Annotated in this window: 24 protein-coding genes and 1 tRNA gene; 14 read left to right on the top strand and 11 right to left on the bottom strand. The window is 75.7% G+C overall.

Annotated features, from left to right (window positions below; translation table 11 throughout):
- Positions 1-3: 3 nt before the first annotated feature.
- On the bottom strand, positions 4-780 hold the full coding sequence (locus LY71_RS00730) for a DUF4389 domain-containing protein (protein WP_245887571.1): 777 nt from the start codon (positions 778-780) through the stop codon (positions 4-6).
- Positions 781-1,081: 301 nt separating this feature from the next.
- On the opposite strand from LY71_RS00730, the gene LY71_RS00725 reads away from it, so the two are divergent.
- The gene (locus tag LY71_RS00725) at positions 1,082-1,732 is read left to right on the top strand and encodes a TetR/AcrR family transcriptional regulator (RefSeq protein ID WP_106275080.1); all 651 of its coding nucleotides are present in this window, start codon (positions 1,082-1,084) and stop codon (positions 1,730-1,732) included.
- Between the two features lie 33 nt (positions 1,733-1,765).
- On the opposite strand, the gene LY71_RS00720 is transcribed toward LY71_RS00725, so the two are convergent.
- Positions 1,766-2,332: a hemerythrin domain-containing protein gene (locus LY71_RS00720; protein ID WP_106275079.1), complete on the bottom strand. Its 567-nt coding sequence runs from the start codon at positions 2,330-2,332 to the stop codon at positions 1,766-1,768.
- 143 nt (positions 2,333-2,475) lie between these two features.
- Between LY71_RS00720 and LY71_RS00715 the strand changes: the two genes are divergently transcribed.
- The 6 genes from LY71_RS00715 (at position 2,476) to LY71_RS00690 (ending at position 7,715) form a co-directional block, all read left to right on the top strand.
- Positions 2,476-2,549: transfer RNA gene (locus LY71_RS00715), tRNA-Met, on the top strand.
- Between the two features lie 189 nt (positions 2,550-2,738).
- A complete protein-coding gene (locus LY71_RS00710) occupies positions 2,739-4,394 on the top strand; it encodes an NAD(P)/FAD-dependent oxidoreductase (protein ID WP_106275078.1) in 1,656 nt (551 codons plus the stop codon).
- On the top strand, positions 4,391-5,794 hold the full coding sequence (locus LY71_RS00705) for a sensor histidine kinase (protein WP_245887570.1): 1,404 nt from the start codon (positions 4,391-4,393) through the stop codon (positions 5,792-5,794). The genes LY71_RS00710 and LY71_RS00705 overlap by 4 nt, the downstream gene beginning before the upstream one ends.
- A 44-nt stretch (positions 5,795-5,838) precedes the next feature.
- Entirely contained in the window at positions 5,839-6,126 is a 288-nt protein-coding gene (locus tag LY71_RS00700; protein ID WP_106275077.1) for a GNAT family N-acetyltransferase, read from the top strand.
- A 120-nt stretch (positions 6,127-6,246) separates the two neighbouring features.
- Positions 6,247-7,524, top strand: coding sequence for a cytochrome P450 (locus LY71_RS00695; RefSeq protein ID WP_106275076.1), 1,278 nt, complete (start codon positions 6,247-6,249; stop codon positions 7,522-7,524).
- Positions 7,524-7,715 carry a ferredoxin gene (locus tag LY71_RS00690; RefSeq protein WP_106275075.1) on the top strand — a complete coding sequence of 64 codons (192 nt, stop codon included), beginning with the start codon at positions 7,524-7,526 and terminating at the stop codon, positions 7,713-7,715. The genes LY71_RS00695 and LY71_RS00690 overlap by 1 nt, the downstream gene beginning before the upstream one ends.
- Here the strand turns inward: LY71_RS00690 and LY71_RS00685 are convergent.
- Together LY71_RS00685 and LY71_RS00680 are read right to left on the bottom strand one after the other, a co-directional pair.
- Complete coding sequence (locus LY71_RS00685; RefSeq protein WP_106275074.1) at positions 7,712-8,851, bottom strand: cystathionine gamma-synthase; 1,140 nt, start codon at positions 8,849-8,851, stop codon at positions 7,712-7,714. The two genes, LY71_RS00690 and LY71_RS00685, sit on opposite strands and share 4 nt — an antisense overlap.
- A complete protein-coding gene (locus LY71_RS00680) occupies positions 8,848-10,233 on the bottom strand; it encodes a cystathionine beta-synthase (protein WP_106275073.1) in 1,386 nt (461 codons plus the stop codon). Before LY71_RS00680 ends, LY71_RS00685 begins: the two co-directional genes overlap by 4 nt.
- Positions 10,234-10,370: 137 nt before the next feature.
- Between LY71_RS00680 and LY71_RS00675 the strand changes: the two genes are divergently transcribed.
- Positions 10,371-11,150: an aldo/keto reductase gene (locus LY71_RS00675; RefSeq protein ID WP_106275072.1), complete on the top strand. Its 780-nt coding sequence runs from the start codon at positions 10,371-10,373 to the stop codon at positions 11,148-11,150.
- Here LY71_RS00675 and LY71_RS00670 read toward each other — a convergent pair.
- Positions 11,147-11,650 (bottom strand): malate dehydrogenase, encoded by a 504-nt coding sequence (locus tag LY71_RS00670; RefSeq protein WP_106275071.1) that lies wholly within the window; start codon positions 11,648-11,650, stop codon positions 11,147-11,149. The two genes, LY71_RS00675 and LY71_RS00670, sit on opposite strands and share 4 nt — an antisense overlap.
- Before the next feature lie 96 nt (positions 11,651-11,746).
- Between LY71_RS00670 and LY71_RS00665 the strand changes: the two genes are divergently transcribed.
- From LY71_RS00665 to LY71_RS00645, 5 genes are read left to right on the top strand one after another with little or no spacing between them, the layout of a single operon-like run.
- On the top strand, positions 11,747-12,757 hold the full coding sequence (locus LY71_RS00665; protein WP_106275070.1) for an aldo/keto reductase: 1,011 nt from the start codon (positions 11,747-11,749) through the stop codon (positions 12,755-12,757).
- The gene (locus LY71_RS00660) at positions 12,754-13,542 is read left to right on the top strand and encodes an alpha/beta fold hydrolase (protein ID WP_106275069.1); all 789 of its coding nucleotides are present in this window, start codon (positions 12,754-12,756) and stop codon (positions 13,540-13,542) included. The genes LY71_RS00665 and LY71_RS00660 overlap by 4 nt, the downstream gene beginning before the upstream one ends.
- Positions 13,539-14,045: an XdhC family protein gene (locus tag LY71_RS00655; RefSeq protein WP_106275068.1), complete on the top strand. Its 507-nt coding sequence runs from the start codon at positions 13,539-13,541 to the stop codon at positions 14,043-14,045. Before LY71_RS00660 ends, LY71_RS00655 begins: the two co-directional genes overlap by 4 nt.
- Positions 14,042-15,406 (top strand): FGGY family carbohydrate kinase, encoded by a 1,365-nt coding sequence (locus tag LY71_RS00650; protein WP_106275067.1) that lies wholly within the window; start codon positions 14,042-14,044, stop codon positions 15,404-15,406. Before LY71_RS00655 ends, LY71_RS00650 begins: the two co-directional genes overlap by 4 nt.
- 50 nt (positions 15,407-15,456) lie before the next feature.
- Positions 15,457-15,639, top strand: coding sequence for a hypothetical protein (locus LY71_RS00645; protein ID WP_106275066.1), 183 nt, complete (start codon positions 15,457-15,459; stop codon positions 15,637-15,639).
- 56 nt (positions 15,640-15,695) lie between these two features.
- Here LY71_RS00645 and LY71_RS00640 read toward each other — a convergent pair whose 3' ends face one another.
- Together LY71_RS00640 and LY71_RS00635 are read right to left on the bottom strand one after the other, a co-directional pair.
- Complete coding sequence (locus LY71_RS00640) at positions 15,696-16,502, bottom strand: inositol monophosphatase family protein (protein ID WP_106275065.1); 807 nt, start codon at positions 16,500-16,502, stop codon at positions 15,696-15,698.
- A gap of 22 nt (positions 16,503-16,524) precedes the next feature.
- Positions 16,525-16,701 carry a DUF2795 domain-containing protein gene (locus LY71_RS00635; protein ID WP_091152595.1) on the bottom strand — a complete coding sequence of 59 codons (177 nt, stop codon included), beginning with the start codon at positions 16,699-16,701 and terminating at the stop codon, positions 16,525-16,527.
- Between the two features lie 54 nt (positions 16,702-16,755).
- On the opposite strand from LY71_RS00635, the gene LY71_RS00630 reads away from it, so the two are divergent.
- Entirely contained in the window at positions 16,756-17,292 is a 537-nt protein-coding gene (locus LY71_RS00630; protein ID WP_106275064.1) for a DUF2087 domain-containing protein, read from the top strand.
- Positions 17,293-17,416: 124 nt separating this feature from the next.
- On the opposite strand, the gene LY71_RS00625 is transcribed toward LY71_RS00630, so the two are convergent.
- The 4 genes from LY71_RS00625 to LY71_RS00610 form a co-directional block, all read right to left on the bottom strand.
- On the bottom strand, positions 17,417-17,848 hold the full coding sequence (locus LY71_RS00625) for a VOC family protein (protein WP_106275063.1): 432 nt from the start codon (positions 17,846-17,848) through the stop codon (positions 17,417-17,419).
- Positions 17,849-17,859: 11 nt separating this feature from the next.
- The gene (gene rsgA, locus LY71_RS00620) at positions 17,860-18,783 is read right to left on the bottom strand and encodes a ribosome small subunit-dependent GTPase A (RefSeq protein ID WP_245887569.1); all 924 of its coding nucleotides are present in this window, start codon (positions 18,781-18,783) and stop codon (positions 17,860-17,862) included.
- 89 nt (positions 18,784-18,872) lie between these two features.
- On the bottom strand, positions 18,873-20,153 hold the full coding sequence (gene aroA / locus LY71_RS00615) for a 3-phosphoshikimate 1-carboxyvinyltransferase (RefSeq protein ID WP_106275062.1): 1,281 nt from the start codon (positions 20,151-20,153) through the stop codon (positions 18,873-18,875).
- Positions 20,154-20,194: 41 nt separating this feature from the next.
- Positions 20,195-21,658 (bottom strand): NAD-dependent succinate-semialdehyde dehydrogenase, encoded by a 1,464-nt coding sequence (locus tag LY71_RS00610; protein WP_106275061.1) that lies wholly within the window; start codon positions 21,656-21,658, stop codon positions 20,195-20,197.
- Positions 21,659-21,766: the final 108 nt, after the last annotated feature.

Raw genomic sequence — 21,766 nt, 5'->3', positions numbered from 1 at the left:
GGGCTAGCGGCGGACCCCGACGACAGGGCCGGTCGCACCCGGGGTGGCCGCCGCGGGGGTCGGCGGGCCGCCGGGTGCGACCGGGGCTCCGGATGGTGGCGGCGGAGGCGTGGGGACGGCCGGGGCCGACCCCGGGTCGATCCCGCCGGTGTCCAGGCGGAACGGCGGGTAGCGGTCGGTCATCAGCGCGGCGTACGCGGCCACCCGCAGCACCCAGCGCTGGATGCCGATGACCAGGTCGTACAGCGGCCGCGGGTAGCGGCCGGTGAACAGCAGCGCGATCGCGGCGATGAAGACGAGCAGGCCGACCAGGCTCACGCCGGCGCCCCAGCCGTCGTCCCAGCCGTCGCCGGAGTTCCCCGCCTGGGCGCCGAGCCAGATCCCGCCGCCGACGAAGACCGACAGGACCAGGTAGTGCGGGATGGCCAGCAGCCACGACTTGACCAGCACCAGCCCGCGGGAGAGCCGCTCCGGATAGAGGACGTCCAGGTGGGCGGGGTAGTCCGGCACGTCGGCGAGCGTGAACGGCGGGTAGCGGTCGGTGCCCAGCGCCCCGTAGCCGTAGTAGTGCACCCGCCAGCTCCAGCGCAGCACGCCGACGGAGAAGTCGAACAGCGCCCGCGGGTAGCGGCCGGTGACCAGGATCGCGAAGAACGCGACCACGCCGACCACCAGGAACGCCGGCCACAGGAAGAAGAGCGCCACGACGTGGGGGACGAGCAGCAGCCACTTCACCAGCCACAACCCCCGCGAGGCCGCCGCGTCCTGCGACGCGTCCACGCGTACCGGATAAGGCGTTCGGTTCTCCGTCACGGTCTTCTCCTCACACGGCCAGCGCTGCGCCGCTGTGGCGCGGCGCTGGATGAGCGCCCGTCAGGCCACGGGAGGATGCCGGCCGGGTGCTCGGCCGGCGGACGCGAACGGTGCGCGGGACCGCCGCGCACCTCCGGGAGGGGAGGAGCTCCGGGCCCGAGGGTGGTGCGCCGAGGCGGAACCGTAGCCCCATCGCCCCCCTCAGCGCAACCGTCAGTCGCGTAAATGCGGGTCGGCAGCTGCCCGTCGTGCCCGCCACCTGGGTAGAGTGAGCGATCGGATTCCGACACCGGGGGTCGGGGCAGGGAGGGGAGTCGGCCTGGGATCACCGCCACGCGGGCGCGGCCGTCCACGGGACACCACGCTGGACGACCGCATCCTCGAGCAGGTCGTCGTCCTGCTGGGCTCGCACGGCTACGCCGGCCTGACCCTCGACGAGTTGGCCGCCCGCAGCGGCGTGGCCAAGACCACCATCCTGCGCCGGTGGGCGTCGAAGGCGGCGGTCGCCGCAGCAGGTGTTGAACGGTTGGCGCTGCAGAGCGTCGACGTCCCCGACTCCGGCACGCTGCGGGGCGACCTGTGCGCGCTGCTGCACGGCGCCGTGGAGACGTTCGTGCGCGGCCGGGGGCAGTTCGTGCCCCGGCTGCTGCGTGAGGCCGGCCACCACCCCGAGATCGCCGACCTGCTCTACACCGTCGTCCACACCCGCCGGCAGGCCTACCGGCGGGCCCTCGCCCTCGCCATCGCCCGGGGCGAACTCGCCCCGACGGTCGACCAGGACCTGCTGATCGACCTGCTCATCGGTCCCACCTGGACCCGGCTGCTGATCACCCGGGACCCGATCACCCGCGAGTACGTCGACGCCAACGTCGACGCCGTGCTCACCGCCTTCGGCGTCACGCCGGCGCGGACCCGGTGAGGCCGGACCCCCAGCCCGCTGGAAGTCGCGGCCTCAGCGCTCGTTCGTGCGGCCGGTGAGCGAGTCGCGCAGCCGGTCGACCATCCCCACACCGGGCCCGACCAGCTTGTGGAACAGCTCGCTGTGCGGGGCCGAGGGGTGCGGGCGGGTCGGCGCCGCCTGCTTCGCCGTCTGCACCTTCGCGCCGATCTCGACGAGCTGCTCGCGGGTGAGGCGGGCGCGCAGGGCGGGGAACTGCTCGTTCTCCTCGTCGGAGACGTGGTCGCGGAGCACCGCCTCGAGCCGGCCGAGCACCTCGAGGAAGCGCGGGTCGGCCGAGTCGACGCTCTCCAGCTCCTTCATCCGCTCCACGAGCTGCTGGTGCTCCTCGACGTCGTGGCGGACGGCGGCCTCGCCGTCGGGCAGGTGGTCCGTCATCGCCGGGTAGACGTACATCTCCTCGGCCACGGAGTGCCGCATGAGCTCGGCGATGACGGTGTCGGCCATGTCCCGCCGCTGGGCGGGGTCGGCGGCCGGGATCTGCTGTACGAGCTCGAGGACCTCGTGGTGGTCGGTGGTGAGGATGTCGACGACGTCCTGCTGTCCGGTGTTCGCGGTCATGGCGTCCTCGCTGACGTGACGTGACGGACGGGCCGGTGCGCTGCTCACACCCCTGTTCCCGCCGTCCTACCCCGCCGCCGCACCGCGCGCACCCGGGGCCGGCGGCAGGGTCTCCGGCGGACGTGTACAGTGGCACCTACCGACGCGGGGTGGAGCAGCTCGGTAGCTCGCTGGGCTCATAACCCAGAGGTCACAGGTTCGAATCCTGTCCCCGCTACTGGCACGAGGGCCCCGGAGCAGATGCTCCGGGGCCCTCGTCGTGTCCCCGGTGCACCGGCTCCAGATCGTCCGCTGGTCGGCGGCCGTCTGACCTCCCGTTTCGGCCTCTTCCTCCACTACGGTCCGCGTCACACTCACACCTCTCGCGGCGGGGCTCCCGCCGGAGCTGTGGCGCATGGAGGCCCGTTTGCCGAAGCCGACCATCCTGACCGTCGACGACGACCCCGGGGTGGCGGCGTCCATCTCGCGCGACCTGCGGACGCGGTACGGGCAGGACTACCGGGTCATCCGGGCGACGTCGGGGGCCCAGGCCCTCGAGGTGCTGGCCGAGCTGGCCCTGCGGGCGCGCCCGGTCGCCCTCATCGCGACCGACCAGCGGATGCCGGAGATGACCGGCGTCGAGATGCTCGCCCGTGCCCGGGACATCACCCCCGACACCAAGTTCCTCCTGCTCACGGCGTACGCCGACACGGAGGCGGCCATCGCGGCCATCAACGACGTCGGGCTCGACTACTACCTGCTCAAGCCCTGGGACCCGCCCACGGAGCGGCTCTACCCCGTGGTCGACGACCTCCTCGGCGACTGGCGCCAGGCCCACCCGCCGGACGCCGGGGAGGTCACGGTGGTGGGGCACCGCTGGTCGGAGCGCAGCCACGAGGTGAAGACGTTCCTCTCGCGCAACCACGTGCCCTACCAGTGGCGCGAGATCGACCGGGACGAGGAGGCGGGGCGGCTTGTGGAGCTCGCCGGCGCCGGCCCCGACGACCTGCCGCTCGTCCTGGTGCCCGACGGCCAGCCGCTGCGCGCCCCCTCCACCCTCGACCTCGCCGGCGCCCTCGGCCTGCGCACCCAGGCCGAGCAGCCGCTGTACGACCTGTGCATCGTCGGCGGTGGCCCCGCGGGGCTGGCCGCCGCGGTGTACGCCGCCTCCGAGGGGCTGCGCGCCGTCGTGGTGGAGAAGGAGGCACCCGGGGGCCAGGCGGGTCAGAGTGCGTCGATCCAGAACTACCTCGGGTTCCCCAAGGGCCTGTCCGGGGCGGACCTCGCGCACCGGGCGGTCGCACAGGCCGCCCGCTTCGGCGCCGAGATGCTGCTGGCCCGCGACGTCGTGGCCCTCGAGGCCCGCGGTCCGGTGCGGGCGGTGCGCTTCGGCGACTCGGGGGAGGTCGAGGCGCGGGCGGTGCTCGTGGCCAGCGGGGTGTCCTACCGCCGCCTCGAGGGTCCCGGCCTCGCCGACCTCGCCGGTCGCGGCGTCTACTACGGGTCCTCGGCGAGCGAGGCCGTCCAGTGCGAGGGCGACGACGTCTACGTCGTCGGCGGCGCCAACTCGGCGGGCCAGGCGGCGCTGAACTTCGCCCGCTACGCCCGGCGGGTGGTGATGGTCGTCCGCGGGGCGCGGCTCGAGGACACCATGTCGATGTACCTGATCGCCCAGATCCGGGCCAACGACCGCATCGAGGTCCGGCTCCGCAGCTCCGTGGTGGCCGCCCACGGAGACGGGCACCTCGCCTCGATCACGCTCTGCGAGCAGGGTTCCGCTCCCGAGGAGCTGCCCGCGACCTGGCTGTTCGTCTACATCGGCGCCTCCCCGCGGACCGACTGGCTGGGACCGGGGGTGGCGCGCGACCCGCGGGGCTTCGTCCTCACCGGACCCGAGCTGCTGGCGTCCTCCGCCACGACGCCGTGGCCGCTGGCCCGCAGCCCCTACGCCCTGGAGACCAGCACCCCGGGTGTCTTCGCCGCCGGTGACGTGCGGCTGGACTCGATGAAGCGCGTCGCCTCCGCGGTGGGCGAGGGCGCCATGGCCATCCACCTCGTGCACCAGTACCTGGCCACGACGTGATCACCGCGGCGGAGCTGCGGGCGATCCCGCTGTTCGACAAGGTCGACGAGGACGACCTGGCCGACCTCGCCGCCCGCGGCGTCGAGGTGGCCTTCGCCCCGGGGGACGAGCTGTGGGAGCAGAACCTCCCCGCGGACGACTGGTTCGTGCTCCTGGACGGCCGGGTGGAGCTGGTGCGCACCGTCGGGTACGAGGAGATGCTGCTCGGCGTGCTCGACGCCCCGGGCCGCTGGGCCGGCGGCTTCCGGGCCTGGGACGACGCCGCGGTCTACCTGGCCACCGGACGGGCCGCTGCGGCGGGCCGGGTGCTCCGGGTCCCGGCGGAGGCCCTCAAGGCCTGGACCAACGACTGGAACCCGTTCGGGGCCCACCTCATCCAGGGCGTGTTCCGCACCGCCCGCACCGTCGAGTCCGCCGCCCGCCAGCGGGAGGCCCTGGTCGCGCTGGGCACCCTGGCGGCCGGACTGGCCCACGAGCTGAACAACCCGGCGGCGGCGGCCACCCGCGCGGTCGACGCGCTGGGCGAGGCCTGCGACCGCCTGGTGTCGACCGTCGGCCGCCTCGCGTCGAGCTCGATCTCGGCCGGGCAGCTGGTCCGGCTCGACGCGCTGCGCCGCGAGCTCGCCGGGGGACAGGAGGGCGGGGAGTCCGACCCGTTGGCGCTGGCCGACCGGGAGGAGGCCCTGTCGGACTGGCTGGCCGACCACGGCGTCGAGCGGGAGTGGGTGCTCGCCCCGGCGCTGGCGGCGGCCGGCGTGGACGTCGACTGGTGCCAGCGGGCCGCCGCCGACCTCGGCGGCGCGCTCGACGCCGGGCTGTCGTGGCTGGTGGACACCCTGGGCGTCACCACCCTGCTCGCCGAGGTGAAGGAGTCCACCCACCGCGTCTCCGACCTGGTCGGTGCGGTGAAGTCCTACTCGCAGCTCGACCGCGCGGCGCTCCAGCAGACGGTGGTCACCGAGGGCCTGGAGAGCACGCTGGTGGTGCTCAAGCACCGCATCCCGCCGGGGGTCGAGGTGCGGCGCGACTACGCCCCGGACGTCCCCCGCATCGAGGCCATCGCCGGCGAGCTCAACCAGGTGTGGACCAACCTCGTCGTCAACGCCCTCGACGCCATGGGGGAGACCGGCACGCTGCGGCTGAGCACCCGGGCCGAGCGGGACGGCGTCCTCGTCGAGGTCGGCGACACCGGGACCTGGGCGTCCCCGCAGGCCAGGGACCGCGCCTTCGAGCCCTTCTTCACCACCAAGGGCGTGGGCCAGGGCACCGGGCTGGGCCTGGACATCTCCCGCCGCATCGTCAGCGGCCGGCACCGGGGGGAGATCACCATCGACGTGCGGCCGGGGGAGACGGTCCTGCGCGTGTGGCTGCCGCGGCAGCACGACCCGGCACGGCCGTGACCGGGCGCGGAACAGTCCCGGCCGCCGGGCGGTTGGCTCCCGGCATGGAGCCGACCGTCCACGACGCCCCCGACGCCGAGCGCTACGAGATCCGCGACGGCGACCGCCTGCTGGGCCTGGCCGCCTACCAGCGCCACGGCGAGCAGGTGGTGTTCACGCACACCGAGATCGATCCCGACGCCGAGGGCTCGGGCCTGGGCGGCACGCTCGTCCGCGGCGCCCTCGACGACGTCCGGCAGAAGGGCGGCCGGGTCGTGCCGCGCTGCTCCTTCGTGCGCGGCTGGATCGAGCGCCACCCCGAGTACGGCGACCTGGTCGACGCCACCTCCTGACGAGCGGGCGCGTCGCCCGCTCGGTCCGGGGTGTTGACGACGTGGTGTGTTGCCGGTCACAGGGCGTGGTCTCTAGCGTGGCCTGACCATCCCAGCGCCCGCTCCCCAGGAGGCCTGCCCGTGACCCTCGCACCCGAGGACGTCGACCTCTCCACCGTCGACCTCTCCGACCGGGACTGGTGGGCCCGCCCGCCGCAGGAGCGGCACGCGGCGCTGGACCGGCTGCGCGCCGAGCGGCCGTTCGCCTTCTTCGCCGAGCCCGACCTGCCCGGCATCCCGGCCGGCCCGGGCTACCACGCGGTCACCCGCTACGCCGACCTGGAGGCGATCAGCTCGCAGCCGGAGCTGTTCTGCTCGGGCCGGGGCGCGGTGTCCATGCAGGACGTGCCGGCCGAGCTGCACGAGTTCTACGGCTCGCTGATCAGCATGGACGACCCGCGGCACGCCAGGCTCCGCCGCATCGTCTCGAAGACGTTCACCCCGCGGATGCTCGAGCGGACGCTGGACTCCGTCCGCCTCGTGGTCGACGACGTCCTGGCCCGCGCCCGGGCGACGGCGGAGGCGAACGGCGGGGTGCTCGACGTGGTCACCGACCTCGCCGCGCCGATCCCGCTGCGGGTCATCTGCGACATGATGGGCGTGCCCGAGGAGGACCGGCCCGGCGTGCTCGCGCGGTCCAACGTCATCCTCTCCGGCGGCGACCCGGACCTCATCGAGGACGACGACCCGCTGACCGCGTTCCTCACCGCCGGCATGGAGATGGCCGCGCTCATGGAGCGGCTCGCCGCCGAGCGGGTCGCCGACCCCCGCGACGACCTCACCACCGCGCTGGTGACCACCGAGGTCGACGGCGAGCGGCTCTCCGCCCAGGAGATCGCCTCGTTCTTCATCCTGCTGCTGGTGGCCGGCAACGAGACCACCCGCAACGCCATCTCCCAGGGCCTGCTGGCGCTGTCGGAGTGGCCGGACGAGCGGGCGCGGTGGGCCGCCGACCCGTCGCTGGACCGCACCGCGGTCGAGGAGGTCGTGCGCTGGGTCAGCCCGGTCACCTGGATGCGCCGCACCGCCACCCGGGACGGCGAGGTGGGCGGGCACCGGTTCGCGGCCGGCGAGAAGTTCCTGCTGTTCTACGCCGCTGCCAACCGCGACCCGGCCGTCTTCGCCGACCCCCAGCGTCTCGACGTCGGCCGCGACCCCAACCCGCACGTGGGCTTCGGCTCCAAGGGGCCGCACTTCTGCCTGGGCGCCCACCTGGCCCGCCGGGAGCTGCAGGTGACCTTCCGGGCGCTGTTCGACCAGCTGCCCGACCTGGAGGTGACCGGCCCACCCGACCGGCTGCGCTCGTCGTTCGTCAACGGGCTCAAGCACCTGCCGGCCCGGCTGACCGGCGTGCGCTGATGCGGGTCCGCGCCGACCGGGAGCGCTGCGTCGGGTCCGGGCAGTGCGAGCTGCTCGCGCCCGACGTCTTCGAGGTCGACGACGACGGCGCGGTGCGGCTGCTGCAGGAGGACCCCGCCGACGACGGCGCCGTCCGGGACGCCGTGCAGCAGTGCCCGACCGGCGCGCTCTCGCTGCGGGACGCGCCCTAGGCGAGCGCCTGCTCCAGGTCGGCGAGCAGGTCGTCGGCGTCCTCGATGCCCACCGACAGCCGCACCAGGTCAGCCGGCACCTCCAACGGCGACCCGGCCGCGCTGGCGTGCGTCATCCGGTGCGGGTGCTCGATCAGCGACTCCACGCCGCCGAGCGACTCGGCCAGCGTGAACAGCCGCGCCCGCTCGCAGACCCGCAGCGCCGCCTCCTCGCCGGCGGCCAGCCGGAACGAGAGCATCCCGCCGAAGCCGGACATCTGCTCGGCCGCGACGTCGTGCCCCGGGTGGTCGGGCAGGCCGGGGTAGAGCACCCGTGAGACGGCCGGGTGCGCGGCCAGGTACTCGGCGATCCGGGCCGCGTTGGCCCCGTGGCGGTCCATGCGCACGCCGAGGGTCTTGATGCCGCGCACGACCAGCCAGTCCGACAGCGGCCCGGAGACCGCGCCCATCGCGTTCTGGTGGTAGGCCAGCTGCTCGGCGAGGCCGGCGTCGCGGACGACGAGGGCGCCGCCGACGACGTCGGAGTGCCCGCCCAGGTACTTCGTCGTGGAGTGCACGACGACGTCGGCGCCGAGCGTCAGCGGCCGCTGCAGGTAGGGGCTGGCGAAGGTGTTGTCGACGGCGAGCAGCGCGCCGGTCTCGTGGGCCACCTCGGCGGTGAGCGCGATGTCGACGACGGTGAGCAGCGGGTTGGTCGGGGTCTCGCACCAGACCACCCGCGTGCTCCCCGGCCGGATGGCGGCGCGCAGCGCGTCGGGGTCGGTGAGATCGACGGGCGTGTGCTCGACGCCCCAGCGGGAGAGCACCCGCGAGATGAGCCGGAAGGTGCCGCCGTAGGCGTCCCCGCCGAGGACGACGTGGCTGCCGGGCTCGCAGACGGTGCGCAGCAGCGTGTCCTCGGCGGCCAGCCCGGAGGCGAAGGCCAGCCCCGCGACGCCCTCCTCCAGCGAGGCGAGCAGCTCCTGCAGCGCCGTGCGGGTCGGGTTGCCGCTCCGGGCGTACTCGTAGCCGTCGCGCAGCCCCCCGACGCCGTCCTGCTTGAACGTGGTGGCCAGGTGCAGCGGGACGACGACGTCGCCGGTGGCCGGGTCGGGGTCCTGGCCGGCGTGGATCGCCCGGGTGTCGAAGCCGGTCACCGGGTCACCCCCGCCAGGTGGCCGAGGACGTCCTGGCGGGTGACCACCCCGGCCGGCTTGCCGTCGACGTGCACGACCAGCGCGTCGGCGTCGCCGAACTCGGCGACGGCGGCGCTGACCGGCTCGCCGGATCCGATGATCGGCAGCGGCGCTGACATGTGCTTCTCCACCCGGTCGGCCAGCGAGGCCCGGCCGGCGAACAGCGCGTCGAGCAGCACCTTCTCGTCCACGGAGCCGACCACCTCGCCCGCGGTGACCGGCGGCTCGGCCTTGACGACGGGCATCTGGCTGACGCCGTACTCGCGCAGGATGTCGATGGCGTCGCGCACGGTCTCGTTGGGGTGGGTGTGCACCAGCTCCGGGGTGGCGCCGCCCTTGGCCGACAGCAGCTCACCGACCGTCTCACCGGTCCCCGTCACGTCCAGGAACCCGTAGTCGGCCATCCACTGGTCGTTGAAGATCTTGTTCAGGTAGCCGCGGCCGCCGTCGGGCAGCAGCACCACCACGACGTCGTCCGGACCGAGCCGCTCGGCGGCCCGCAGCGCACCGGCCACGGCCATGCCGCACGACCCGCCGACGAGCAGGCCCTCCTCGCGGGCCAGCCGCCGGGTCATGTGGAAGGAGTCGGCGTCCGACACCGGGACGATCTCGTCGGCGATGCCGCGGTCGTAGGCGTCCGGCCAGAAGTCCTCGCCCACGCCCTCGACGAGGTAGGGCCGGCCGGTGCCGCCGGAGTAGACCGAGCCCTCCGGGTCGACGCCGACCACCCGCACGCGGCCGTCGGAGGCCTCCTTGAGGTAGCGGCCGATGCCGCTGATCGTGCCCCCGGTGCCGACGCCGGTGACGAAGCAGGTCACCTTGCCCCCGGTCTGCGACCAGATCTCCGGGCCGGTGGTCTCGTAGTGCGAGCGCGGGTTGGCCGGGTTGGCGTACTGGTCGGGCTTCCAGCCGCCGGGGAGTTCGCGGGCCAGCCGGTCGGAGACCGAGTAGTAGGACCGCGGGTCGGCCGGGTCGACGGCGGTGGGGCAGACGTGCACCTCGGCGCCGTAGGCCCGCAGCACGTTGATCTTGTCCTGGCTGACCTTGTCGGGGCAGACGAACACGCACCGGTACCCGCGCTGCTGGGCCACGAGCGCCAGGCCGATGCCGGTGTTGCCGCTGGTCGGCTCCACGATCGTGCCGCCCGGCTTCAACTGACCGCTGGCCTCGGCGTCGTCGACCATGCGCACGGCGATGCGGTCCTTCACCGAGCCGCCGGGGTTGAGGTACTCGACCTTGGCCAGCACCAGCGGCGCGTCCGGGCCGAGGTCGGCGGTGACCCGCGACAGCCGGACCAGCGGGGTGCCGCCGATCAGGTCGACGACGGACTCGGCGTACTGCACGCGGACCTCCTCGCACCGGCGCCCGGGGCGGGCGCACCGCCCCCATCCCACCACCGCCGCGGGTCCCCGGCCGTTCCTGTCCCCGTCCGTCCGCCGGCGGCGGTGTCGCGCGCGGCGGACCCGGGCAGGGCACCGACATGACCACGCCCCTCCCCACCGCGTCCCTGCCCACCGGCGGCGCCATGCCGCTGCTCGGCTTCGGCACCTGGCAGATGACCGGCCCGCCCTGCTACGACGCCGTCCGGACCGCCCTGGACGCCGGCTACCGGCACCTGGACACCGCGACGATGTACCGCAACGAGGCCGAGGTGGGCAGGGCGCTGCGCGACTCGGGAGTCGACCGCGACGAGGTCTTCCTGACGACGAAGCTGCCGCCGCGCGAGGCCGGCCGGGCCGAGCAGACGCTCGCCGCCTCGCTCGACGCGCTGGGGGTCGACGCCGTCGACCTGTGGCTGGTGCACTGGCCGCCCGGCGGCGCCGGGGAGGACCTGTGGGCGCGGTTCGTCGCCGCCCGCGAGGCCGGGCGGACCCGCGCGGTCGGCGTCAGCAACTACTCCCTGGAGCAGGTCGACCGGCTCACCGCGGCCACCGGCGTGACGCCGGAGGTCAACCAGGTCAGCTGGGCGCCCTCGCGGTACGACGCGGCCGTCGAGGCCGGGCACCGGGAGCGCGGGGTGGTGCTGGAGGGCTACAGCCCGTTCAAGAACACCGACCTCGCCGACCCCGTGCTGCGCGAGGTCGCCGACGCCCACGGCGTGACCCCGGCGCAGGTGGTGCTGCGCTGGCACGTCGAGCACGGGGTCGTGGTGATCCCGAAGTCGGCGACCCCGGAGCGGATCCGGGCCAACCTGGCGATCGCCGACTTCTCGCTGACGGCCGACGAGGTGGCCCGTGTCGACGCCCTCGCCCGGGGTTAGGCGCCGGCCGCGGCGGCGGTCGGTGGGGTGAGCGGCCGCCGCGGCTCGCCGGCGAGGGCCGGGCGGACGTCGACCATCGGCGCGACCAGCCCGGTCGTCGGCCGCCGCACCGGGGTCAGCGACGGCGCCGACGTCCGCCGCCGCGACCGGAGCGCGGTGAGCAGGTCCAGCAGTGCGAGGGCCGCGGCGCCGCCGATGACGGTGCGCAGCCGCTCGTGGCGCCCGCCGCGGCGGTTCGACAGCGCGACACCCATGACGGCCAGGTCGACCGCGTCGCCGGCGACGCGGGTCCACGCCCAGCCGGGGCGCCCGGCGAGCAGGCCGGCGGCGTGCGCCAGCTCCCGGGCACCGACGGCGGTGATCACCGGCACCGCGACGGGGGAGTCGTCGACGCCGGCGAACCGGGCGACCTCCGCGGGCGAGACCAGCATCGAGGTGCCCAGACCCAGGCTGGCCAGGCCGAGCAGGCGGGCGGTGCGGCGGGCGGGGCGCGCGCTCATGGGTCCTCCCGGGGGTCGCTGCCCGGGCGGCTACCCGGGCTCCCGGCCCGGAAACGGCGGTGGCGGGGCCGCGCGCGCCGGGACGAGGATGCGGGCATGACCCCTCCCGTCGGAACCCGCACGCTCGGCCGGGACGGCCTGACCGTCTCCGCCCTCGGCCTCGGCTGCATGGGCATGAGCCAGATGTACGGCACCGCCGACCGCGACGAGTCGCTCGCCACCGTCCACCGCGCGCTCGACCTCGGCGTCACCTTCCTCGACACCTCCGACGTCTACGGCGACGGACACAACGAGGAGCTGGTCGGCGAGGCGATCCGCGACCGGCGCGACGAGGTGCAGCTGGCCACCAAGTTCTCGCTGTCGCGCAACGACCGCGGGGGGATGGACATCGACGGCCGGCCGGAGAACGTGCGGGCCTGCGCCGAGGCCAGCCTGCGCCGGCTGCGCGTCGACGTCATCGACCTGTACTACCAGCACCGGGTGGACCCGCGGGTGCCGATCGAGGACACCGTCGGCGCGATGGCGGAGCTGGTGCAGCAGGGCAAGGTCCGCCACCTCGGGCTGTCGGAGGCCTCGGCCGCCTCGATCCGCCGCGCCGCCGCCGTGCACCCGATCGCGGCGCTGCAGAGCGAGTGGTCGCTGTGGACCCGCGACCTGGAGAACGAGGTGCTGGCCGTCGCCCGCGAGCACGGGATCGGCATCGTGCCGTTCAGCCCGCTGGGCCGCGGCTTCCTCACCGGCGCCATCCGCAGCCCGGAGGACTTCGCCGAGGACGACTGGCGCCGCACCCACCCGCGCTTCACCGGCGAGGCGTTCGCGGCGAACCTGCGGCTGGTCGACGCCGTCCGCGCGATGGCGGAGGAGCGGGGCTGCACGCCCGGCCAGCTCGCGCTCGCCTGGGTGCTCGCCCAGGGCGACGACGTCGTCCCGATCCCGGGCACCAAGCGGCGCAGCTACCTGGAGGAGAACGTCGCGGCCGCCGCCGTCGAGCTGTCGGACGACGACCTCGCGCGGCTGGCGGAGATCGCCCCGCCCGGGGTCGCGCAGGGCGGCCGCTACGCCGACGCCTCCTACGCCTACGGCGACAGCCCGGAGCGCGCCGCGTGACCGTGCCGGCGACGAGGCAGCGGGTGCCGGGGGCCGACGGCGTCGAGGTCGCCGTGCACCGGTGGGGCGCGCCCGGCGACCGGCCGCCGGTGTACCTCCAGCACGGCTTCGTCGCCGACACCCGGCTCAACTGGGTGGGCACCGGCGTCCTCGGGGCCCTCCTGTCGGCCGGGCGGGAGGTGGTCGGCGTCGACGCCCGCGGGCACGGCAGGTCGGACAGGCCGCACGACCCCGGCGCCTACGGGGAGCTCCGGATGGCCGACGACCTGCGCCGGGTGGCCGACGCGCTGGGCCACGACGCGTTCGACCTGGCCGGCTTCTCGATGGGCGCGACGGTCGCGCTGCTGACCGCGGCCGCCGACCGGAGGGTGCGCCGGCTGGTGGTCTGCGGCGTGGGCGCCCCGCTCGTCGAGCCCGGTGGGGCCGAGCGTCACCGCGTCCTCATGGCGGGGCTGGCCGCGGCGTTCGAGGCGGCGGACGTCGCCGACGTGCGCGATCCCGTGACCGCCCCGTACCGCCGGCTGGCCGACGCCCTCGCCGCCGACCGGCACGCCCTGGCCGCGCACGCCCGGGCGGTGCACACCCGGGACGTCGACCTGGCGGCGGTCACCGCGCCCACGCTCGTCCTCGTCGGCGACGTCGACCCGCTGGGAGCCCGCCCCGAGGTGCTCGCCGCGGCCCTCCCCGACGCCCGGGTGACCGTCGTCCCCGGTGACCACTCGACCGCGCTCCGGGCGCCGGCCTTCGCCGCGGCGCTGGTCGGTCACCTCGAGGAGGACCGGTGACCCCCGACCCGACCTGCGGCGTCGCGCACGGCGCCGCGGCGCCGGCGCCCACCGGCCGGGTGCTGGTGGCCGTGTTCGCCTCGCCCGTCGCCGAGGTGTTGCAGCGCTGGGCGCCCGAGCTCGGCTTCCGCACCGTGCTGCTCGACCCCGACCCGGCGCGCGGGGCCGGTGTGCTCGCCCTCGACGACCTGACCGAGGACCTCGCGGACGCCGACGTCGTGGTCACCGACCACCACCGGCCCGAGCTCGGCGAGGTGCTGCGGGACGCGCTGGCCCGCCGAGTGCGCTGGGTCGGCGTCATGGGCAACCCGCGGCACGAGGGCCCGCACGTGGCGGCGCTGGCCGCGCTCGGCGTCCCGCCGGAGGAGGTGGCCCGGGTGCACCGGCCGATCGGGCTGGACATCGGCTCCCGCGCGCCGGCCGAGATCGCGCTGAGCACGCTGGCCGGGCTGCTCGCCGACCGCAACGGCCGCAGCGGCGGGCCGGCCCACGGCCCGCGGTGACCGCGGTGCTGCTCGGTGCCGACCTCGGCACCAGCGGCCTGAAGCTGGTGGCCCTCGACGGGGACGGCCGGCTGGTCGCCGAGACCGAGGCCGGCTACCCCGTCGAGCGCCCGGCGCCCGACCGCGCCGAGTGCGCCGTCGCCACCTGGCGGCAGGCGTTCGACGACGCGCTCGCCCGGCTGCTGCCGGCGCTGGGCGGCCGGCCGGTCGCCGCGCTGGGCCTGTCCGGGCAGATGCACGGCGCGGTCCTCGTCGACGCGGCGGGCACGGCGCTGGCCCCCGCGGTGCTGTGGCCCGACCGTCGTGCCACCGCCGAGGTGGCCCGGTGGCGCGCCCTGCCGGCGGCCGACCGCGCCGCCCTGGCCAACCCGCTGGTGCCCGGGATGACCGGCCCGGTGCTCGCCTGGCTGGCCGCCCACCAGCCGGATCTCGTGGCCCGCGCGGCGGCGGTGCTGCTGCCCAAGGACGCGCTGCGCGCCACCCTGCTGCCCGGCGCCGACCCGCGGGTCACCGACCGCAGCGACGCGTCGGCCACGCTGCTGTGGGACGTCGTCGCCGACGGCTGGTCCGGCGCCGCCCGCGCCGCCGCCGGGGTGCCCGCCGGACTGCTGCCGGCGGTGCGGCAGTCGGCGGAGGTCGCCGGGGTCGCCGTCCTCAGCGGGGCGGAGGTGCCGGTCGTCGTCGGCGGCGCGGACACCCCGCTGGCGCTGCTGGCCGCCGGCACGACCGACGGGCTGCTGGTCAACCTCGGCACCGGCGCCCAGGTGCTGCGCCCCGGCCGGGAGCCGGTCCCGGCCGACGACCCGCCCGTGCACGCCTACGCCGACACCGGCGGGGGCTGGTACGCCATGGCCGCGCTGCAGAACGGCGGGTCGGCGTGGACGTGGGCGGCCGGTGTCCTCGGCGTGGCACCCGGGGAGCTGTTCGAGCTGGCCGCCCAGTCGCCGCCCGGCGCCGGGGGAGCGGTGTTCGCGCCGTTCCTCACCGGCGAGCGCGGCGGCGTGGCCGGCCCCGACGACCGCGCCGGCTGGACCGGGCTCACGGCGGCGACCACCCGCGCCGACCTCGCCCGCGCCGCGGTCGAGGGGGTGCTGACGGCGGTGGCGGCCGCCGTCGGCCTGCTCGGCGGCCCGGGCGACGGTCCCGTCGTCCTCACCGGTGGCGGCGGGCGCTCCCCGCTGGTCCGGCAGGGCCTCGCCGACGCGCTCGGCCGCCCGGTGACCCACCTGCCGCTGCGCAGCGCCTCCGCGGTCGGCGCGGCGGTGCTGGCCGGGCGGGGGACCGGCACCCCGGTGGAACCCCGGCGGACGCCGGAGCCGCCGGTCGCGCCCGCGGAACGGCGCGGCCGCGGGGACCGTTGACCCGGTAGCGGGGTCCGGTGCGGACCCCACCTCGGAAGGGAGGACGCCCCGTGGCGCTGTTCGACAAGGTGGCGCAGTTCGCCCGCAGCCCCAAGGGCCAGCAGGTGCTCCGGCAGGTGTCGGAGAAGGCCCAGCAGGCGGCGAGGGACCCGAAGAACAAGGCGCGGATCGACGACGTCCGCCGGCGGTTCTCCGGCGGCCGCGGGACCGGCGGTCCCCGCCCGACGGCCTGACCCCACGGCGGCCCCTCCCCGGTGGTCCGGGGAGGGGCCGCCCCCGTCGTGCGCGGTCAGGCCTCGGGGTCGGGCAGGCGCAGGTGGGCCAGCGCGGCGTCGTGCAGGTGGCCGTTGGTGGCCAGGGCGCTGCCACCGGCCGGCCCCGGGGCGCCGGAGAGGTCGGTGAACCGGCCGCCGGCCTCGCGCACGATGACGTCGAGCGCGGCGAGGTCCCAGAGCGACACCTCGGGCTCGCAGGCGACGTCCACCGCGCCCTCGGCCAGCAGCACGTAGCTCCAGAAGTCGCCGTAGGCGCGGGTGCGCCAGACCGACCGGGTCAGGTCGAGGAAGCCGTCGAGGACCCCGCGCTCCTCCCAGCCCGACAGGCTGGAGAACGACAGGCTCGCGTCCCCGAGGTCGGAGACGCCCGAGACCCGGCAGCGGGTGGCCGACTCCAGCCGCCGCCCGGTCCACGCGCCGACGTCCTTGGCCGCCCACCAGCGCCGGTTGAGCGCCGGCGCCGACACCAGGCCCACGACGGCCTCGTCGCCGTCGAACAGGGCGATGAGCGTGGCCCAGACCGGCACGCCGCGGACGAAGTTCTTCGTCCCGTCGATGGGGTCGAGCACCCAGCGCCGGGGGCCGTGCCCCGTGACGCCGAACTCCTCGCCGAGGACGGCGTCACGGGTGCGGGCCCGCGCGAGGGTGATCCGCAGCTGCTCCTCGACGGCGCGGTCGGCGTCCGTGACCGGCGTCAGGTCCGGCTTGGTCTCGACGGCGAGGTCGAGGGCCTTGTAGCGGTCCATGCTGATGGAGTCCGCCTGGTCGGCGAGCACGTGCGCCAGGTGCATGTCCCCCGTGAAGTCCCGGCCCGGTGTCATGGGCACCGAACCTAGCGGGGCGTCAGTCGAAGACCGCGGCACTGACCCCGCTGGGACCCTCGTACTCCCGGTCGTCGATCTTCTGCAGCGCGTCGAGCACGTCCTTGTCGCCGCCCTTGGCGTGCTCGAGGATCTGCTCCTTGGTCGCCGGGTAGTCCATGCCCTTGAGGGCCTTCTGGATGTCGATGGGGCTCACCATGGGAACCCGCCTACCCGCGCCCACGCAGGTCGATGCGCGGATACCGTCGCGGGGGTGGAGGCGGCGAGGATCGTGGGGCTGCTGGCCGACCCCACCCGGTTGAAGGTGGTCGCGGCCCTGGCACTCGGTGCCGGGACGATCGAGGAGGTCGCCGCGGCGTCCGGGCTGGAGCTCAAGGACGTCGCGATGGCCGCCCGGCGGCTCGCGCGCGGCGGCCTCGTGCGCCGGGACGGGCACGTGCTCGAGCTGGTGACCGACCGGTTCGCCGCGGCCGCCCGCGCCGCGGCCGAGGCGGCGCCGGCGCCCGAGCCGCTGTCGGAGGACCCCGCCGAGTCCGCCGTCCTGGCCGCGTTCGTCCGCGACGGCCGGCTGGTGTCCATCCCCGCGCAGCAGAGCAAGCGGCGGGTGGTGCTCGAGCACCTGGTGCGGGTGTTCGACGTCGGCGTCCGCTACCCCGAGCGGGAGGTCAACGCACTGCTCGCCGTCTGGCACCCCGACACCGCGGCGCTGCGCCGCTACCTGGTCGACGAGGGCCTGCTCAGCCGCTCGGCGGGGCTCTACTGGCGCTCCGGCGGCTGGGTCGACGTCTAGGGCGGGCACCTCTCCCCGCGGCCGGTCGTGCTCTGCCCACGGGGTGTGGGCAGAGCACGACCGCGCGCGGGACGGGTGTCCGGCCGCGGGGCCACGCTCCGCGCCCGGGACGCAGGACCGCGGTCTAGCCGAGCCGCACGGTCCCGTCGGCGTCGACCGACCAGCCGGGGTTGTGCGCCACCTCCCAGACCACGCCGTTGGGGTCGCGCACCAGCGCGTGGAACACACCGCCGAACGCACCCTCCTCGGGCGGGGTGAGCACCGTGCCCCCGGCGGCGGTCATCGCGTCGGCCAGCGCCCGGACGGCGTCCCGGTCGCCCACGTTGTGCGCCAGCGTCACGCCGGAGACGGCCGGCCGCTCGGGTCCGGTGCCGAGGTCCTGGGCGAACTGCGCCGCCTCGAAGAAGGCGAGCACCGTGCCGGGCGCGACCTGGAAGAAGACGATCTCGCCGGGCACGTCGAGCAGCGGCGTCCAGCCGAGGCCCTCGACGTAGAACCGCCGCGCCGCCTCGAGGTCGGCGGTCGCCAGCGTGAGGAAGTGGACCTGCTGCTCCACGGCGGCTCCTCTCAATAGCCGGGGCCGAGCTGGCCGACGGCGTCGAGCAGCCGCCGCACGCTGGCCAGCCGCTCGGTGCGTCCCGGTGGGCCGGCCGCGGCCCAGGTGTCGAGCGCGCAGTCGGGGTCGTCGGCGGAGTGCCCGCAGCCGGGCGGGCAGTCGACGGCGGCCTCGGCGAGGTCCTCGAACGCGCCGACCACGTCGTCGGCGGTGACGTGCGCCAGCCCCAGCGAGCGGATGCCGGGGGTGTCGATGACCGTGCCGCCGCCGGGCAGGTCGAACAGCACGGCCGACGACGAGGTGTGCCGGCCCTTGCCGATCTTGCTCACGTCGCCGGTGGCCCGGTCGGCGTCGGGTACCAGCCGGTTCACCAGCGTCGACTTGCCCACCCCCGACTGCCCGACGAACACGCTCGTGCGGTCGGTCAGCCGCGCCAGCAGCGGGTCCAGCGGCGCCTCCCGCGACACCGGCACCGCGTCGACGCCGAGCCCCGAGTAGCGGTCGAGCAGCGGCTGCGGGCTGGCCAGGTCGGTCTTGGTCAGGCAGAACAGCGGCTCCAGGCCACCGGCGTAGGCCGCGACCAGGCAGCGGTCGAGGAAGCCCAGCGCCGGCTCGGGGTCGGTCACCGAGGTGACGACGACGAGCAGCTCGGCGTTGGCCACGACCACCCGCTCGGTGGGGTCGGTGTCGTCGGCGGTGCGCCGCAGCGACGTCGTCCGCTCCTCGATGACGACGATCCGGGCGAGGGTGTCGGGCCGGCCGGTGGTGTCGCCGACCAGCCGCACCCGGTCGCCGACGACCACGCCGTGCCGGCCCAGCTCGCGGGCGCGCATCGCGGTGACCTCGACCGGCGCGCCGTCGGGGCCCTCGACCCGCACCGTCATCCGGCCGCGGTCGACGGCGACCACGAGGCCCGGGACGGCGTCGGCGTGCACCGGGCGGGTGCGGGTGCGCGGCCGCGAGCCGCGCCGGTTGGGCCGGACCCGGACGTCGTCCTCGTCCGACCGGCTGTCGTGCCGGCGGCTCAGGAGGGCACCTCCGCGGTCGCCGAGAGCATGCCCGCCCAGCGCTCGCGGAAGTCCGGCAGCGTCTTGGCCACCGCCTCCGGGCCCGACACCCGCACCCCGTCGACCGCCAGGCCGAGGACGGCGGCGGCGTGCACCATGCGGTGGTCGGCGTAGGAGTCGACCAGCGCCGGGCGGCCGGGGCCGGGGGTGACCACCAGCCCGTCGGGCAGCTGCTCGACCCGGGCGCCGACGGCGGTGAGCACCTCGTCGAGCGCCTGCAGCCGGTCGGTCTCGTGGCCGCGCAGGTGGCCGATCCCGGTGAGCCGCGAGGGGCCGTCGGCCAGGGCGCACAGCGCGGCGAGCACCGGCGTCAGCTCACCCACCTCGTGCAGGTCGGCGACCAGCGGCGCGATCCGGCCGGTGCCGGTGACCCGCAGTCCGTCGGGGGTGTGCTCGACGGCGGCGCCCATCGCCGACAGCAGCCGGTCCAGCTGCGCGCCCGGCTGGGTGGTGACCTCCGGCCAGTCGGGGACGGTGACCCGCCCGCCGGTGACCAGCGCGGCGGCCAGGAACGGCGCGGCGTTGGACAGGTCGGGCTCGATGACGCGGTCCCGTGCCGCGACCGGCCCGGGGGTGACCCGCCACCCGCGCCCGGTGGCGACGACGTCCACCCCGTGCTCGCGCAGCGCCGTCACGGTCATCTCCACGTGCGGCCTCGACGGCACCCCGCCGGCCAGTGCCAGGTCGAGGCCCTCGGCGAAGTGCGGGGCGGCCAGCAGCAGGCCCGAGACGATCTGGGAGGACTCGCTCGCGTCCACGGTCACCGCGCCGCCGCGCACCCCGCCGGTGCCGTGCACGGTGAACGGCGCCCGGCCTCGGCCGTCGTCGTCGACCCGGACGCCGAGGTCGCGCAGGGCCGCGATCAGGCCGGCGTTGGGCCGCTCGTGCAGCCGTGGGTCGCCGTCCACCCGGACCGGCCCGTCGGCGAGCGCGGCCACCGGCGGGAGGAACCGCAGCACGGTGCCGGCCAGCCCGGCGTCGACCTCGGCCGGGCCGCGCAGCGCGCCGGGCGTCACCCGCCAGTCGGGGCCGTCGTCCTCGACGCGCACGCCCAGGGCGCGCAGCCCGGCGGCCATGAGGTCGGTGTCGCGCGCCCGCAGCGGGCGGACGACGCGGCTCGGGCCGTCGGCCAGCGCGGCGAGCACCAGCGCCCGCGCGGTGATCGACTTCGACCCGGGCAGCACCACCACGGCGTCGACCGGGGTGCCGCGGTGCGGCGTCGTCCAGACCTCGCTCACGGGCCCATCCTGCCCCGTCCGGACGACGCCGCCCCAGCCGCTCAGCCGCCGACCGGCGGCTTCGGCTTCTTCACCGGCACCGTGCGGACCAGCCGCCGGTTGGCGAACTCGAACATCGCCAGCTCGGAGAGCTCGCGGCCGTAGCCGGAGCGCTTGATCCCGCCGAAGGGCAGCTCGGGGGAGGAGCCGGTGGGCTGGTTGATCCACACCATGCCGGCCTCGAGCCGCTCGGCCACCGCGCGGGCGCGGTCGACGTCGCTGCTCATGACGGTGGCGCCGAGGCCGAAGTCGCTGTCGTTGGCCAGGGCGACCGCCTCGTCGGCGTCCTTCACCTTGTAGACGACGGCGGCCGGGCCGAACAGCTCCTCGCGGTAGGCCCGCATCTCCGGCGTGACGTCGGTCAGGATCGTCGCCTCGACGAAGGCGCCCGGGTGGTCGGGCCGCTTCCCGCCGGCGACGACGGTGGCGCCCTTGTCGATCGCGTCCTGGATCTGCGCGTGCAGGTCCTGCGCGGCGCGCTCGCTCGACAGCGGGGCCAGCGACGTCGAGGGGTCGGCCGGGTCGCCGGGGGCGAAGGTGCCGAACGCCTGCTTGAGGCCCTCGACGAAGGGCTCGTAGTTCTCCTCGGTGACGATCAGCCGCTTGGAGGCGGTGCACGCCTGGCCGGTGTTCTGCATCCGGCCCATGGTCGCGGCCTTGACGGTGGCGCCCATGTCCTCGGCGTCGAGCACGATGAACGGGTCGCTGCCGCCGAGCTCGAGCACCGACTTCTTCAGGTGCTTGCCGGCCAGGGCGCCGACGGCGGAGCCCGCGCGCTCGCTGCCGGTCAGGGTGACGCCCTGGATCCGCGGGTCGGCGATGACCTGCTCGACGTCGTCGATGCGCAGGAAGGTGTTGGTGAAGACGCCCTCGGGCGCGCCGGCGTCGGTGAACAGCTGCTCGATGGCCACCGCGCACTGCGGGGTGATCTCGGCGTGCTTGAGGATGACGGTGTTGCCCAGCACCAGGTTCGGGCCCGCCACGCGGACCACCTGGTAGAAGGGGTAGTTCCACGGCTCGATGGCCAGCAGGACGCCGACCGGCTGGGTCTCGACGACCGCCTCGCCCTTGCCCATGAGCGGCTGGATCGCCTTGGGCTCGAGGAACGAGGGCCCGTTGTCGGCGTAGTACTTCAGGATCATCGAGCACAGGTAGAGCTCGCCGGTGGCCTCCTCCTGCCGCTTGCCCATCTCGGTGGTGATGAGCCGCGCGAGGTCCTCGCGGCGCTCGTCCATGAGCTCGGCGGCCCGCCGGACGACGGCGGCGCGCTCCTCGACCGGCCGCTGCCGCCACTCCTGGTAGGCGGCGTGCGCCTTCCCGACGATCCCGTCGATGGCCTCGGTCGGCGTGAAGTCGAACTCCTTCTCGACCTCGCCGGTGAAGGGGTTGACCGTCGCGTAGCGCCGCTCGGCGGACTCGCTCGCGGTCTTCGGCTGCTCGTGCGGTGGGTTCTGGGTCGCGGTCACGCGCGTGATCCTCGTCTCTGCTCGCCGGGGTCTCCACCCCGGGCCTACCCGAGGCCCAGCGGGGCACTCCCGGTGTCCCCGGCCCCGCCTAGAGTCGGTCCCGCGGGC

The sequence above is a fragment of the Geodermatophilus tzadiensis genome (assembly GCF_003002915.1).
Taxonomy (GTDB): Bacteria; Actinomycetota; Actinomycetes; order Mycobacteriales; family Geodermatophilaceae; genus Geodermatophilus; species Geodermatophilus tzadiensis.
This window is presented reverse-complemented; position numbering and strand designations above follow the sequence as displayed.